Origin of the sequence: Mycolicibacter acidiphilus (genome assembly GCF_018455725.1) — a bacterium.
Classification (GTDB): Bacteria; Actinomycetota; Actinomycetes; order Mycobacteriales; family Mycobacteriaceae; genus Mycobacterium; species Mycobacterium acidiphilum.
In genome coordinates, this window is record NZ_JAHCLR010000022.1 from 1 (window position 1) to 16039 (window position 16039).

The 16039-nt window shown below is 66.3% G+C and carries 6 protein-coding genes; all 6 read right to left on the reverse strand.

The genetic code is table 11. The features are described 5' to 3' along the window. A partial coding sequence (locus tag KIH27_RS12160) for a hypothetical protein (RefSeq protein ID WP_214093211.1) occupies positions 1–638 on the reverse strand: 638 nt, incomplete at its 3' end. Continuing rightward, positions 631–1878: an McrC family protein gene (locus tag KIH27_RS12165; protein WP_214093212.1), complete on the reverse strand. Its 1248-nt coding sequence runs from the start codon at positions 1876–1878 to the stop codon at positions 631–633. The genes KIH27_RS12160 and KIH27_RS12165, both read right to left, overlap by 8 nt. Further along, entirely contained in the window at positions 1847–4096 is a 2250-nt protein-coding gene (locus tag KIH27_RS12170; RefSeq protein ID WP_214093213.1) for an McrB family protein, read from the reverse strand. The genes KIH27_RS12165 and KIH27_RS12170 overlap by 32 nt, the downstream gene beginning before the upstream one ends. Continuing rightward, on the reverse strand, positions 4093–8073 hold the full coding sequence (locus KIH27_RS12175; RefSeq protein ID WP_214093214.1) for an Eco57I restriction-modification methylase domain-containing protein: 3981 nt from the start codon (positions 8071–8073) through the stop codon (positions 4093–4095). Before KIH27_RS12175 ends, KIH27_RS12170 begins: the two co-directional genes overlap by 4 nt. Next, positions 8070–10886 (reverse strand): DUF8741 domain-containing protein, encoded by a 2817-nt coding sequence (locus KIH27_RS12180; RefSeq protein WP_214093215.1) that lies wholly within the window; start codon positions 10884–10886, stop codon positions 8070–8072. Before KIH27_RS12180 ends, KIH27_RS12175 begins: the two co-directional genes overlap by 4 nt. Before the next feature lie 2 nt (positions 10887–10888). Continuing rightward, entirely contained in the window at positions 10889–16024 is a 5136-nt protein-coding gene (locus KIH27_RS12185) for a DEAD/DEAH box helicase (RefSeq protein WP_214093216.1), read from the reverse strand. Positions 16025–16039 lie beyond the last annotated feature (15 nt).

The following is a 16039-nucleotide window of genomic DNA, read 5'->3' on the forward strand; positions in this document are numbered from 1 at the left end:
TGACCGACTCCGTTGCTTCCACCGCTTGACACCGCCGCCAGTTCCGCAAAGCCGGGGTGCCCGGTGACGCCTTTGAAGTTGCTCTTCCAACAGCCGGCGACCATCAACTCCCCAGTGTTGAGTTTGAACTTGTAGGGCGGGAATCTGCGCATGAATGGGTATACGAACAGCGTCCCACCAGGGTATTGCCCGAAGCAGAGATGACAGTAATCGCCCATCGCCGGAAGTTGAATGGTGGAATGCACCAGTTCCAGAATCCTACGCAGGAAAACTTTGCCGGCGAGATCCTCGACGGCCTCGCAGAACTCTTGGGGGACCCAGGGATTGGTACCGTCAAATTTGATTTCTAGTCCCTGGAGAAGTTCGGCCCACGATAGTCCGGCGAGCGCCGCAGGCCGCCCTGTCAACCAGAATCGGATCAGATCATGTTTGTCGACGGTCGTAACATCGACGACTTCCGGCTGATCGTCAGGACCACGCTTGACGGCACCCACAACGTCGTCGCCTGCGGTGTAACTAACCTCGATGCTGACACCGTCCCTGCTGAATTCGTCAGCAAGGTTTGTCGAGGCAACCCGCCACCCCGATCCATCCGCCAAGTCAGCGGTGTCGAGCCGGATTCCGGTCAGGTCAGGCATCTCTCGCGATCCTGTCATCTATTTGTGATGGCCTTCCAATAGGTGTATCGCTGGAGACGGTCGAACGGAATCTGGCGGCCATCCCATCGATATGCAGCAGAATGTCGGCCGGCCGCAGGGCGAGGTCAAGGGCGTGGCAGTGGATGGTCACCCCCGCGTTCTGCACGGTGTGCACGCTGACCGGCTCATTACCCTTGGCATACACCAGGTGGCCGTCGCCCAGCCCGAGAACCGTGCAGTACGCCAGCATCTGGTACAAATCGGCGTTAGGGAAGCCCTCTGGGCGTTCGGCCTTGTACTTGGCGTCAGCCACCGCCACCGGCACCCCGTCCCGGCGGCACAACAGGTCAGGGCGCATCGGCACCTGACGCTGCTCGTCGAGATGCAACGCCGCCTGCGTCTCGCACCGCCATCCGAGCGCGGCCAAGGATTCACCCAGCGCGACGGTGACGAAGTCCTCGAAGATCCGCCACATGTCGAACATGTACCCCGACACCCGCAGGTCACCAACATGGTGCTCGAAAGACTCTGCCGCCAACACGATCTGCGCCAACCGCAGCGCCGCGTGATACCGGGTGTTGAGCCGGGACGGTTGCCACGCCGGAAGCGCGGCGCCGCGGGACAGCACCGACACATCAGACAGCGTGCGCCGCAGCCGTTGCAGCCGGCGCCGCGAAACCTCGCTGATCTTCGGCACGGTCAGCAGTCGCAACGAGGCCCACAGCAGCAGCTGGTTCTCGGCGATGTCGACGGTGAAGTCGTCGTACTCCACCGCGACCGGAACCGGCAGGCCGTAGAGCCGGGTCATCTGTTCGCCTGCGAGCAGCCGGCCGCGCAGCACCGGCAGGGTGTCACGGACGGTTCGGTAACCCTGGACCAGGCCTTGTTCGACGGCGCGCGAGGCGAGCCGGCTGAACGCCTCGGCCAGGCCGGGCAGCAGTTCATCATCGACAATGAGGTCTACGTGCTCGTCGCGCCAGATCGTCGGGTCGCGGGCATAGCCGATCAAAAACAGCAGCCGGTTCAGGTCGGTGATCTTCGGGTGCACGATGAGCTGGCGCTCCCCCACCATGACCGCGCCGACCTTGCGGGCCGCAGCAATGTCATACCAACCCGGGTCAAGTGTGGTCGTCACGGTGACCAGCCCAAGGCCCTGCAGCGCGCGGGCCTCAGCACCGCTCAGCGCGACTGTCTGCGGGTCGCCGCCCTCAGTGAGGATCAGCGGCGACGGTGCTGTCATCGTGTTCCATCGTCGGGACAGCCGGCGGGTAGGCGACATCGGCCCTGGCGTGCACCGCCTTCTCTATCGCCGGCAGTCCATATTTGCCTGGTACGTCCACGTTGCGGTCGCCGTAGTGGTGTTCCTCCAGCAGCGGCAGGATCGCGGTGCGCCACACCCGCTCCAGGCCGCGCCCGTCGGCGTCGTACACCGCACGGCGCATGAAGTACGACGGCCCGATCTTGAAGTCCGGGTCGTCGATGCGGGCGTTGAGTTCATCGAGCAAGTTCGCCGTTTCTGCCGGGCGTCCCGTGGCCGCCAGCCACCGGCGCAGCAGCCCGCGAGTCGGTTCCTCCGACGGGTGCAGGGCGACGAACGCGAACCGGCGCCGCATTGCGGCGTCGACCAGGGCGATGGAGCGGTCGGCGGTGTTCATCGTGCCGAGGATGACGATGTTCTTCGGCAACGTGAACGGCTCGGTGGCATCCGGGTGGTACATCAGATCGATGGGGGTGTCACGGTACTCCAGCAGGAAGTACAGCTCACCGAAGATCTTGGCGAGGTTGCCGCGGTTGATCTCGTCGATGATCAGCACGTACACGGCGTCGGAGTTGTCGTTCGCACGGCCAACCAGCGAACGCAGTGGACCAGCCTTCAGCGCAAACCCCACCTGACCGCCGCTCTGCCCAGCTGGGCGATAGCCCTCGAAGAAGTCCTCGTAGGAGTAGGCCGGGTGGAACTGTACGATCTTGACGTTCGCCCCGGTGGCCAGGTGCTGCGCGAGCACCTGGGCGATGTAGGTCTTCCCGGTGCCCGGCGGCCCGTAGAAGATCAACTGCGGCCGGTCGCGCAGCAACTCGATGCATTCCTGCAGCCACGCCAGTGGCACATGCAGCCGGTCCGCCAGATCCTTGGTGGCGTCGGGCAGGTGCAGAGCCGCGGCGCCAACGGGCGGCCGGCGGTGTTCTGCGAGCGCAAGCAGAGTGTCGAGTTGCTGACTGAGATCCAGTACCTCCCCCTGTGTGCTCAGCCGCGCGGACACCTCGTCGGGAAGCTCGCTCAGCGGGAGCCACGTGTCGTACCACTTCACCGTGCGGCGCAGGTTGGAGCGACCGTCGGTGCTCTTCGTGTATTCCGCATCGCCGGTGATCGTCGCGAAGTACACCCGGCCCTGGCTGACGGTGACGACAAGGTCTTGCGGGTGCATGCGTGCCAGGAAAGCGAAGAACTCGTCGAGCTTCTCCTGACGCTGGGTGTAGTCGGACGAGGCGTAGTCCTCGTCAACGAATCCCTTGAGGTCATCGCGGTCCACGTCGGCGTCGACGGGACGCAGCAGGCTCGCAGCCAGCGAGACGGTACCCTTGCGGCGCCAGATCGGCACCATGTCTTGGCCTTTGACGTTGGAACCCTGTATCCGCCATGCACGCCGGACCGGCGGCGCGGGTTTCTTCAGCCAGCGCTCGATCCAGGGGTCTTCGTAGAGGTCGACGTGCCCGCCTTCTTTGTCGGTGATGGCCTCGTAAATCTGGGCGATGTCGGTGTCGAGATCGCCAGAGGGGTCAGCGAGGTATTTCGCAGCGAAACTGTCGCGCAGCAGTTTTCGGTGATCGTTGCTCACGACCGGCAGATAGAAGTGCGGGAACGCCAGGTACAGCAGGGAATGCCGTTGGGCTGCTTGGCCGGTGGGGACCGCGTTGACCTCATCGCGGAAGATCAGCGGGTCGGCTAGCGCGTCGACCTGGCGCTGCTCGGGCAGCGACTTGAAGTGACGGGCGACCTGGATGAGGTAGACAATCTGCGCCCACCGGTAGGTGGTGAACGCCTGGCCGCCGTTGAACACGCCGCCGGCCAAAAGCGCGGTTTCGACATCGTCAGGTAGTGCCACCGGAACGCTGCTCATCCCCAGCACGTTGTTGACCTGTTTGACCTTTAGCGTGCCGCCGAGGTTGATGATGGGCAGCGTGTTGAGGATCAGCAGCTCCGCGAAAAGCTGCACCGCAGCCGGCGACGAGTCGGCCAGCTGAAGCTTTAGCTTCTCGAAGAACCCACCCGGTCCGGCATCGGGTCGGTCAACGTATTCCCTGACGAGCTCGTCCAGGTTGGCCATGGTCCAGATCGGCTGCCCGGGGATGAGCAGCGAATCATCTTTGCCCAGACCCGAATCGATGATCCGCCGCCCGATCGTCTCGACAGGGATTGCGGCTTCCCGCGCGAAGGTCCCCACCTCGGCCTCACTCATCGCACACCTGCCTTGGTTGTTGTGGCGTCATCATCGAACGGCGACTTAAACGGCACCCCGGTTGCCTCGGTCTCGGCCATGGCGTCGTAAATCTCCAGAATCATCCGCTTGGTCCGGTACTCGCCATGCTGGGCGACGTCCTTGCGCTTGACGATCGGGAAGGTCTCCATGATGTAGTCGACGTCGTCACGCTCGATGCCGTAGAGGCGGAAGAACGCTGCGTCGAGTTCGGCACGCAGGAGCACGCGCCGTTGCTCGTTCCACACATACGGGGAGCCCGACAGACCAACAGACCCAGCGAACGGTTGCATATCTACCGAGGTATAGGACAGTTCACTGACCCTCTCCACGATCCATTGCTCAAATGACTTTCCTTGCGTCCACGGGCATCGGCCGTCGAACCGCCCGGGATCAAGCGCAGGGAACTGGTTCACCAAGTAGAAGTTCAGTGTGGTTCCGCCTACCTTCTGGCGCACCACGTAGTCGAATGCGTAAGAGGAGAGCAACGCCAACAAGGCGCTGCGCTTGGACGAAGGCTGTTGCGATACGACCAGAGGAATTTTGTTACCCACGGCAACAGCAGGTAGTGGATACGCAACCATGGTGCGCTCATTTGTGGGGCTCGTGATGTCGGAGAAGCCGATGAGCCAATCTGGCAATCCGTTAACTTCCTCGGCTGCAACCCAATACGCGGGTATCGCAAGTCTGTTGGGGTTCGAAAGGTCATCGTTCGAGAGATAGTTCGGTTGGTTCTGGCGTTGAGTCGCCGCGGCGCTCCGAACAACGTCCGCTGCCCGATGGTTGTAGAAGGTCGCCATCATGCCCTGATACAGCGGCAGCATCCGCTGCTCACCCCGCTCGAACACGTTGCCGCTGAGCACCCACCCGTCGGCCTCCAACTCATCGCGGGTGTGGAACAGGTGCGCGTCGTTGGACATGTGGAACATCGTCATGAACTTGATGCCCCAAGGGTTTCCGTCGGGGTCACCCTCGCGGATGAGGATCGGGACCCGGCGGTAGATGCCGAGGGTGATTTCGGCGTCGCGGCGGCTGCGGAACACCGGGCAGGTGCCGGTGTTGGGGTTGAGCAGGGTGATCTCCTCGGGGCTCAACGCGAAGCAAACGTTGGGGCGTTGCAGGTCGGTGGGGTCGTGGGCGAAGAACGCGAAATCAGCCTCCGGTTCACGCATGTCGCGTCCGACCAGGGTGAGCAGGCAGAACTTGAAGCTGCGGTGCACGCCCTCGAAGAGCGGCTTGGCGTTCTCGAAGTCGTAGAGGCTGGCGATTGAGCCGTGTTCGACGAGGTCTTTGAAGTAGTACTGGGTGGTGGCGTCGGTGGCGATACCGGTGGGCACGATGATCCCGAGCCGCCCGGCAGCGGCGATCAGGCCGCGGTCGTTTTCGGCGAAAACCTGGTAGGTGTTGATGTCGCCGCGCCCGGCCAGCGGATAGCGGCCGGAGTTGCGCAGGAAATGCGACACACCTTCCGCGCGTCGTTTGGCGGCAATGAACGCCGCGTGCAGGCCCGGGTTGGTGGCCGGCAGATCCTTGATGAGCTTCTTGCGCGCTGCGGCGTTGGGTGCGGTGGCAATGTCGGGGTCGCGGGCAGCGAAGAACTCCTGCTCCTGCAGTTTGACCCGCTCCCACGGCGGGTTGGTGATGATCACCGTGAACCCGCCGGCACACCCGGTGGCCGGGTTCACGCTGTCACCTGTCCCCGCTGTGGTGGGAAACAGGTGCGGGAACTCCAGATGCCAGTGGAAGAACCGGTATTCGGCGGCCAGCCGCTGCACCTCGGCGCGCGACGCGTCGCTCAGCGTGTCGTCACCGGCCGCGAGCGCCGCGATGGTGTGGTGTGTCGGCGCGGTGGGGGCGCCGGGTGTCTTCGGCCAGACGAACGCAGCGCACCAGGCGTCGGCGGCCAGGTGCTGGCGCCGGTAGGTCTCGGAGTCGGTGTGGGCGCGCCAGCGTTTGCGTTGCAGGTGGACATCGCTCAACGACAGTGCCGGGGCGGACACCACCTGCTGGACTTGTTCGCCGAGTGCGGCGGTAGCAGCGGCCATGTCGATGTCGAACAGGCTGCCCTGGGCGCTGCGCTCCACCCGGTTCTGTCTGGCGAGTGCTCGGGTGATGTTCCTGTCATCGCCTTCGATCGGTTGGAACGCCTCTTCGGGCAGGCCGTCGGCGAGCAGTTTGGGGGTGGTGCCGACCAAGGCGTTGCCGACCTTGATCTGCGCATCCAGGAAGGTCAGCGGCCGACCGGGGTCGAGGGTTTCCAGCCACAGCGACACCTTGGCCAACTCGGCTGCCAGCGGGTCCAGGTCGGCGCCGTAAATACAGCGGGCCACCACGTCGTGCAAAGCGGAGCGGACGGCCGCGGGCGCGGGCTCGGGGTCGCCGGTGCGGATGGCCGCGACGCGTTTGGCGATTCGCCGGGCGGCGCCGACCAGGAAATGTCCACTGCCGCAGGCCGGGTCGCAGACGGTGACGGCCAGCAACGCCGCTTCGGGGTCGTCGGCTTTGTGGGCGTCGTCGAGCACCGGGTCCAGTGCGGTGTCCAGCAGGGATTCGACCAGCGAGGTCGGCGTGTAGTAGGTGCCGGTGTCCTTGCGCTGGTTGCCCGACGAGATGTTCAGCTGCCAGGCTTTGGTGGCCGGGTCCCAGGCCGGCATGAACTCCAGCAGCGCCTCGTAGATGCTGCCGAGTTCTTCCGCACCCAGGTTGCGGTAGTCGACCACCCGCAGCAGCTGCGAGCCGGGTTCGCGGACCAGCGACAGGGAGCGCACCGCGGATTGCAGCGCGGCGTTGCTCAGCGCGTGATCGGTCAAAAAATCAAGTTCGCCGGCGTCGAACAGGCCACCGATGCCGGGCAGGCCCAATTGCGGCAACCCGTTCTCGTCGCCGAGGCCGCGCCAGATCAGGGTCAGCGCCTGCCAGCGATCGCCGTAGCGGCCGCCACGGCGGCGCCGCGAGATGCGCCGCAGCTTCTCGGTGGCGAAGTAGTCCAGGTAGCGCTGTTTCGCTGTCAGGTCGGCGTTCGGGTCGAGCAGCACGCCGCGGTCTTCGGCAACGAAGGTGAACAGCAGCCGGTAGATCACCCGCAGCAGCCCGTGGTGCACGTCGTACACCGTGAGGGTGCCGTCGGCCAGTTGTTGGCGCAGTGCGTGATTGTCCGGGTGGGTGAGGAATCCGGTGCCCAGGGTCTGCAGTGCGTCGACCACACCGTCGCGCAGCAGGTTCAGTGCCCGCGATCCGGTGTCGAGGGCGTCTTGGCGCCACTGCTCCAGCCAGCAGGACGCCGGGCCGACGTCGGGGTCGCGGACCTCCAGCCGGGATTGCTGGCACAGCATGTACAGCAGTAGGAAGTCGGCGAACAGGTCGCCGTCGAAGATCGCTTCCAGGTCGAATTCGACGTAGGCCGACCCGACCAGGGAGGTGGAGTCGCGCAGCAGCCGCAGCGTGGTGTCGTTGGCCAGCAGCGCCCACAGGTACTGCTCGGAGCGGTTGAGCAGTTCTTGGACCATCGACTGCGGGGAGGCCCCCGCCGCGCCGGCCACCCCTTTGCTGCGGGTGTCCAGCGGTATCCGGCCGAGCAGGTGCATCGGCACAGCACCCCAGTGGTGGGAGATCGGGAAGCTGTGCTCCCCCACCGTGATGCCACCCTTACCGGTGGTGGGCACCCGGCCGTAGCCGAGCTGGTCGAGCAGCACCAGGGTGAACCGTTCCCGGGTCAACGATGTGGCGGCGTCGGTGTCGGGCAGGGCTTGGAGGGCTTCGCGGTAGGCCGTCCACGCGCCGCGCAGGTATGCCCACACCCGGTTGGCGGCATCGGTGACCGATTCGCCGGCGGCCAGGTGGTAGTCCTTGGAGGTCAGCCCATCGACGCCGGCGCGGCCGGCCAGCCGTGCCAGAAGGTCGGCGGGCAGCAGGCCGCCCTGGATCCGAACCCCGACGAAACTCGAAGCGCCGCCGCTCATTTCCCGCCTCCGGTCGGTGGTACGAACACGAACACGCCCAGCACGTCGGCGCCGGGTTCGACGGTCACCTTCAACCCGCGTACCACCTCAGCGGCGGCGTGGCGCACCCGGCGGTGGGCGTCGCGTAGGCGCACGGCCAACTGTTCGCCGTGGGCGGCGAGGTGCTGCGCGATGTCGGGCAGGCCGTCGAGGGCGCGGCCCAGGAATTGTTCGGCTTGAGCGACCGGCACATTGCCGGACGGGCGGGCGGTCAGCAACGGCGCTACCGCATCTGGTGGCAGCCAGCGGGCCTGGCCGGGGGCGCCTTCGAAGGCCAGTGTCGCCGCGTCCTCGGCGACCAGTTGCCGGGTGCCGGAGCGCGACGGCAGCTGTAGGTGGAAGCGGTAGCGCACGACCAGCAGCGTGGTGCGGGTGGTTACCGCGTCAGTGCGGACCACCGCGCAGCGGCGCGCCGGCCGCTGCTCTTCGGGCAGGTTCGCATCGAGGGCGGATTCGAGCACATAGTTGGCGACGGCCTCGACTGATGCGTCGGTGCGGCCCAGCACCGCATCGCCGCGGGGCACCGGAAGGTCGGTGGTGAAGTGCAGCGGGTCGTTGCGGCCGGGCGGCAAGGCGTCGCGCAGCCCCAGCGGCAGCGGTCCCAGGGTGGCGGTGAAGCCGGTGTCGGCGGCAGTCACGGTGGAGCGCAGCGCCCGCAGGGCTTGTTCGACGAATTCGGCGACTTGCGGGTTGGTGCCGAGTGTCTCCCGGGTTTCGCGGAGTTCTTCGGCGACTTCCTCGGGTTTGATGCTGTGCTGGGCGTATTTGGTTTGGGCGACTTTTTCGCGTTCGGCCGCCGACTCCCACTGTCCGTAGAGGGCGTCGCGTTGTTCCTGAACCCCGAGATCGAGGCTGAGCTGTTCGGCGTCCTGGCCGCGCAGCAGCAGGCCTTCCATCAGGGCCTGCACGACGGCGTCGCTGCTGTCGGGGACCGGCACCGACACCCCGGTGGCCTTGCGGATCGCCTGGTGTTTGCGCAGCAACACCTCCAGCACGATGCCGTCGATCTGGTTGTCGCGCCCGTAGAGCATCACGGTGCGCACGGTGTCGGCGGTTTGGCCGAACCGGTCCACCCGGCCTTCGCGCTGTTCGTGGCGGGTGGGGTTCCAGGCCAGGTCGTAGTGGATCACGGCCTGGAAGTTGTCCTGCAGGTTGACGCCTTCGGACAGGCAGTCGGTGGCGACCAGCACGTGCCGGCTCGGGACAGCGGCCAGCTCGTCGATACGGGCGATCCGCTCGTCGGGCGGCAGGGCTCCGGTGACCGCGCGGACCGTGACGTTCTTGCCGAGCGCTGCCGAGAGCTGTTCGGCGACGTAGTCGGCGGTGTCGATGAAGCGGCAGAACACGATCGGGTCGCAGTCCAGTTTCAGCAGTTCTTTGACGCTTTTGACCAGCGCGGTGATCTTGTGGTCGGGTTTGCCTTCGAGCTTCTGCGCCTCGGCGAGGAAGCCTCGCAGCCGTCGGGTTCTCGCGTCACTGCCGGCGCCGTCGGTTTCAGCGCCGGGGGTGGTGTCGGCGGCTTCGATCACCTCGTCGTCGGGCTGGTCGAGCACGATGGCCCGGCCGATCGCGTCGGCTTCTTCCGGGGAGGCGGCAGCAGCCGCGGCCGCTCGGGTGCGCAGGGTCTGCGCGGCAGCCCGCGGGGAGGATGCCAACGCTCGCAGCAGGGCCAGCGCCGACCACCAGTTGACCCGCCGGGCCAGCCCGCCATCTTCGGTGCGGACGGTTTCGCGGGCGTAGTCAAGGACTTTGGTGAACAGGGCGTGGTATTCGCGGCTGAGTGTGTAGGGAACCTCGGTGGAGAGCCGGTCTTTGGGGAACGGGGTGTCCTCGTCGAGGTAGCGGCGGATGTCGGCGCGGCGGCGCTGCACGAAGTGCGTGGCCAACAGTTCGCGGCCGGTTTTCTTCTCTAGGTCGACGGTCGTCAGATCGGGGTGCAGCAGCCCGAGCAGGTTGCGGAACGATTCTTCTTTGCCGCTGTGTGGGGTGGCGGTGGCCAGGATCAGGTGCCGTGATGGGTCGGCGGCCAATTCGCGGATCAGCTCGTAGCGCTGGGTGCGTCCGGAGCCGGCGACTGCGGTGTCGGTGACGCAGGTATGGGCTTCGTCGATGATCACCAGATCCGGGCAGGTGCGCAGGAACTCGTAGCGGCGGCGGGCGCTTTTGATGAAGTCGGTGGAGACCACCGTGATCGGGTAGCGCTCGAAGATCGACTCGGCGCCGATGCGGCCGCGTTCCAGGCGGCGCACCGTGCTGGGCAGCACCAGTTCGGCTTCCATCCCGAACTTGGCGCGCAGTTCGCCCTGCCACTGTTCGGCCAGCGCCGGACTGCACAGCACGCTCAATCCCCGTGCATCGCCGACTTTGAGGAGCTCGGTGGCGATCAGGGCGGTTTCGACGGTCTTGCCGATGCCGACGTCGTCGGCGACCAGCAGCCGCACCACGTCTTGGCGCAGCGCCATCATCAGCGGAACGAGTTGGTAGGCGCGGGGTTCCACCGCGATCGACGCCAGGCTGCGGAACGGGCCGGCGGTGGAGCGGAATCCGATCCGCAGTGCGCTGCGCAGCAGGGTGGCGCTCAGGTGGTCGCCGATGTCGTCGGGTTGCGGCGGCGGGAACGTGGCCGGGTGGACGCCTTCGCTGACCAGCACACCGGCGATGTCGTCGTCGATGCCGCCGATCGGACGCAGTACCAGAAAGTCGTCGGTGCTGTCGGGCAGCACCACCCATTCGCGGCCGCGTGCGGTCACCAGATTTCCTGGGGCGAATCCCACTGCTACACCCTTCCTTCGCCGAACACGTATGAGTGCTGCTGCACCCGGGCTAGCCAGTCCTCGCCGGGATGCAGCCACAGAGCCGAATATCCGGCATCCATCAACGCGTCTTCGACCTCGCTGGCATCACCGCGCGGCTCGGATTCGACGAACACCGCCAGGCCGGCATCGTCGCCGTGGAACGCGAAGTGGGCCGTGACACCGGCGATCTTTTCGCGCACAGCATCGGGCAGCGCGAATTCGTGGTTGATCAGCAGGTCGATGAAGTCGCGTTCCAGCTCCGATTCGCATTGGGCGCGAAGGTCTTCGGTCTGATCGCTACGCGACGCATCCGCGGCAACCGCGGTGGTGGCCGAGGCCAGTGCCAGCAGCAGATCCCGCACTGAATGCCGGTCGATCACGTCGTGCTCGTATTGGTTGGCATAAGACAGCAGGCAGTCATAGCAAGCCTTTTCGCAACGCTCCCGCGCGCCGTCGGCCTTACCGAGGTCGGTGCCATCGGCAGTGAAGTGGGTGATCTGCAGGGCCTGTCGGGCCGCACGCGCCAGCGCGTCGGGTTCGGAGTGCAGCCTGCGCAGCACCCCGGCGCCGCCCTCGGCGGATTCGGTGAACAGCGTCCGGCCGCGATCGGCGTCGTCGGGCAGGGCTTCGCTGGACAGCTCGGAGTCCTCCAGCTGGAACTCGGCTTCCATACCGCGTTCCAGTGCGTACCGCAGGCTGGTGGCGACCTGCAGGGATACCGGCGACGCCAATCGCAGCACCAGGACGTTGCGGGTGTCCTCGACGTACGGGATCACCTTGTCCTTGGTCGGCACATCGGCGGCATCGCCGAGCCCATCGTCCTGGGGGGTGGTATCCTCGGCGGCTTTCTCACTGAGCCAGTCACCCTTGACGGTGTCGAGCCAGTAACCGAGTTCGTTGGGCTTCTTGCGGCGCCGCCGGCCCACGTTGGTGACCCGCACGGTGGCGGTGTCGCCGTAGCTCAGCGTCGCCAACTCGTCAGCATCTGCACCCGATGCTGTTGCGTCCAGCCGGCCCAAGCGTGGCCCGTGCTGGCTGAACCGGTAGGAGGTGTGCAGCTCGAACCCGGCCCGACGCCGCTCTTCCTCGTCACTGGAGATCCGTTCGCGGCGGCGGGTGAACACCGTCTGCATTCGCATCAATCCGTGTTGCGGTTGCCCCAGTGCCACACCGCAGTTCTCGCACACGTCCAGGCCCGGACGTCGCACATGGTGGTAAGCGCAGGACTCACAGCGGTAGGCGTCCTGCAACTCGACGGTGCCGATACCGCCGACGGTCATCGGCACCTGGATGCGCTTGACCTCGTAGCGCGCACCCTCGTGGTAGATGATCGCGCCGGGGCCGAATTCGCTGATCGCCAGGAATCGCGGCCGCTGCAGATAGTTGCCGCCTTCGCGGCGTCCGGCGCTCTGACGTGCCCCGGGGATGTAGGCGGCCAGCGGCAGCCGCGGGAAGTTGTAGCCGGGTAGAAAGCCCTCCGAGGCGAAGTAGCGGTAGGTGTAGAAGTCCGAGAACGCCTGGTCGGTGTCCTCGTTACGCAGCAGCCGCAGCTGGCCTTCGGCGTCACGGCGGCGCGCTTCAGCAGCCTCCCGTGTCCGTTTGGGCACGGTGGGGTCCAAGATGATCCGGTTCTGTTCCTTCTGATCCGCCAGCGCCGCCCGGTACAACTCACGCCACCGTTCGCAGCCGCGGTTGAACTGGCTTTCGGCGTTGGCGATCACGGCTTCGGCCCAGCCGTCATACCACCATGCGGTGCGCTCCAGGTCGGCGACGAGCGGCTCCACCAGTTCGGCGGCACGATCGGTAGCGCGCCGCACCGCGTCCGAATCGGCCAGGGCGCGATGCAGATCCGCCGACAGCGGCATGCCTTCGGCATCGACGTCAAGCAGCTGCGGCATCCGGGTGTGCAGACTCGCGCGGGTCTCGGCCAGCCACAGGGCATGCAGATGTGAGGCCAGCAGTGCCTCATTGGTGAGGTCCAGACGCGGCGCGGCCACCGACCCGGCGACCATGTCCTCGGAGCGCCGGAAGTAGTACTGGTCGTGGGCGTTTCCGGTGGCGCAGTAGGTGGTGACCAGGGCGGGCTGCCCGGATCGGCCGGCGCGGCCGCTGCGTTGGGCGTAGTTCGCCGGGGTCGGTGGCACGTTGCGCATCATCACCGCGTTGAGGCTGGCGATGTCGACGCCGAGCTCCATCGTCGGCGAGCAGTACATCACCTTGAGATCGCCCTTGCGGAACTGCTTTTCACGTTCCTCCCGGTCGGCGGCAGACACCTGCGCGGTGTGCTCCCGCGCGTGCATGCCACCGAGATCGGCCGCGGTGCTGCGGTACAGGTCGAGGAAGAACGGGTTGACCCGGGTTCCCTGGTCGGGGTCGAATCCGCGTCGCAGCGGATCGGGCGCCCCGTGTTTTCCGTCGCCGGCGTTCCAGATCACCGCGGAGGCTTTCAGACGGTAGTTGGTGCCGGTCGCCCCCGGCAAGTCCACCGTCGTCAACAACCCGACACGGTCGAGGGTGGCCAGCAAATCCTCGATGACCTTCTGGGCGTCGGCAACGTCGAGCTGATCACCGCCGAGGTTCAGCTCGCTTCGTTCGCGGATGTAGCGCCCGACCGCGGATCGCCCGGTCATCCGGAAATCAACACGGAGGGTGCCCTTCTGCCCGGAGACGGTCGACACCGTGCCAGGACGGGGCCGCGGCTCGTACGGCGGGATCGCCCACAACCCGGCCAGGTGCTGGTCGGACTGGCGCTTGACTCGGTCGAATCCGTCGTCGGTCAGACACTCGACATCGACAGCCAGTTCACGGCGGAACTCGTCAAGCACGATGCGGCACAGCTCTTCTCGCTGCCCTGCCTGTGCATCGCGCAGCGGCGGGTACGCCTTGTCCCACAGCGTGGCGTCGGCGGCGATCTCGGTCAACGATTCGTAGCCGATGCGCAGCAGCCCGGTCTGTTCCAGGTTCGGCATCGTCACCCGCCAACCGCGCTGCAGATCGGCGTAGAGCCGGTATTCGATGAACTCCTTGAACGCCCGCTCGGCCGCCGTACGCGCCCCGTAGACGGCTTCCGGGTTCGCGGCATAGTCGGTAAATGCCAGGCCTAGGGCCGCCACCACCCGCTCGGCCACATCGTCGTGGCGCAGCGAGTCCTGCTGCACCGCCCGGTGCAGCGCACCACGCAACTGAGTCATCTGCACGAAATCGTTGAAGTGACCGGTCTGCAGGCTGGCGTCCTGGCGGTTGTCGACGAACGTCAGCAGCTTGCGCGCCTCGGGGCTGAGCTCTGCTTCGGGGATGTTGTCCAGCGACCGCACGATCGAGGTGCTCAGCACCGAGACTGCCGAGCTGCGGCCCTCCACGTCGAGGGTGGCCAGCTTGGCGAAGTCGCTGCCCCGGGCTTGTTCGTAGGAGACCTTGCAGCGCAGGCAGAACCGGAACGGCGCCGGCACGAACGCCGCCTCCACACCGCCGCCGGTGACCTCGTTGCCACCCACATCGACCCGGATGCGACGAGGCAGATATTGCTTGCGGCGGTCGATGATCTCGCCGTCGAGCAACCAGGAATCCGGCAGTCGGCCCTCCAGCAGCGGGTCGACCGGCCACGGCTGATCGGTGGCGATGTAGAGGTAACCGTTGGCCTGGTCGCCGCCACTGGCGTCGCGGTCTCGCCGCGACCGGTAGACCGCCTCGTTGCCGAGGGTGGAGCGTGCGACTACCAGGTACTCCTGTCCGCACTCGCGACAGAACGCCAATGGCATCAGCAGCTGGTCCGGGTGATCCGGGACCGTCACCTGGTACTGCGAGGTGATGTGGCGGCGCTGTTCTTCCTCGATGGACACGTAGACGGTGTCACCCTTGGACAGGAACTGGTGCAGCCGGAACGCGAAGAGCGGTCGGCGGGTCGTAGGATGCGCGACTGCCGACCCGGCCAACAAGGTGGCCCGGATCGCCTGCTCGCACTCGTCGACGGTGCGGCCGGTCCGGTCAGCCAGGCGAGCAGCCGCGTCGTGCACCCTGGCCGGTCGCTGCCGAATCTCCTGCCCGGATTGCGGCTCGGTGGTCAGCCCGAAGGTGGTCTCGATCCAGGTCGCCAATGGTGACGACACGAGCGCGTCGTAGCCGCCCTCAGCACCGCCCTGGCGCACCTCGCGGATCAATCCGTCGACGTCGTCGGGATCGCCGGCGGTGGCGCGGTCCAGGGTCTCCCCGATCACCCGGTCCGCGGCGACCTCGGTTCCGAACAAGCTACTGGCGACTTCGGCGACCACGCGCCGCTGATGTGCCAGCGTGCCGCCGCTGGCCATTGTCGCCGAAGTGCCGATGCACTGCAGCTGCGGCGACTGGCAGGCTCCCCGCACCCGCCGGACCAGCATCGCGACGTCGGCGCCCTGACGCCCGCGGTAGGTGTGCAACTCGTCGAGGACCAGGAATGGCAGGCCTTCCGCTGCGCCGACCAGCCTGCGACGTTCCTCGGGGCGGGTGAGCATCAGCTCCAGCATCACGTAGTTGGTGAGCAGGATGTCGGGCGGATTGCGCAGGATTTGGTCGCGCTGCTCGTTTTTCTCCTGGCCGGTGTAGCGGGCGAACGTCACCGGCTCGTTGCCCTCGCCGTAGCCGTAGCGCAGGAATTTCTCCAGTTCACCGACCTGACTGTTGGCCAGTGCGTTCATCGGGTAGACGATGATCGCCTTCACCCCCGGCCGGCGCGGTTCCTGCCGCAGGGCGTAGTCGACGATCGGGATGATGTAGGCCAGCGACTTACCGGACCCGGTGCCGGTGGTCAGCACGTAGCTCTTGCCGGATTTGGCGGTCTCGATCGCGTCACGCTGATGGCGGTGCAGCGTGATCGGCGCCGTACCGACGTCGACAATGTCCCGCTTGGGGCGGAAGATCTTCGCGCACTCCGGGTGCAGCAGACCCTCGGCGACGAGGGCGTCGATCGACCCGCCGGAGGCGAACATCGGGTTCAGGGACAGCCACGGTTCGGGCCACTGGGTTTGCTTGGCCAACTCGTCCTGGACGTGCTGGCTGACCCGCGGATCACGCGGCTCGATAGCGCTGGTCGTGAACAGCCGGTAGTCATCGATCAGCTCTTGGTGTACGCGGAATATGTCCATGGGCGTCACTTACCG

Excerpts from the sequence above, each read along its gene's own strand:
- KIH27_RS12185 (WP_214093216.1), bottom strand. The coding sequence starts at position 16,024 with ATGGACATATTCCGCGTACACCAAGAGCTGATCGATGACTACCGGCTG.
- KIH27_RS12175 (WP_214093214.1), bottom strand. The coding sequence starts at position 8,073 with ATGAGCGGCGGCGCTTCGAGTTTCGTCGGGGTTCGGATCCAGGGCGGC.
- KIH27_RS12165 (WP_214093212.1), bottom strand. The coding sequence starts at position 1,878 with ATGACAGCACCGTCGCCGCTGATCCTCACTGAGGGCGGCGACCCGCAG.
- KIH27_RS12170 (WP_214093213.1), bottom strand. The coding sequence starts at position 4,096 with ATGAGTGAGGCCGAGGTGGGGACCTTCGCGCGGGAAGCCGCAATCCCT.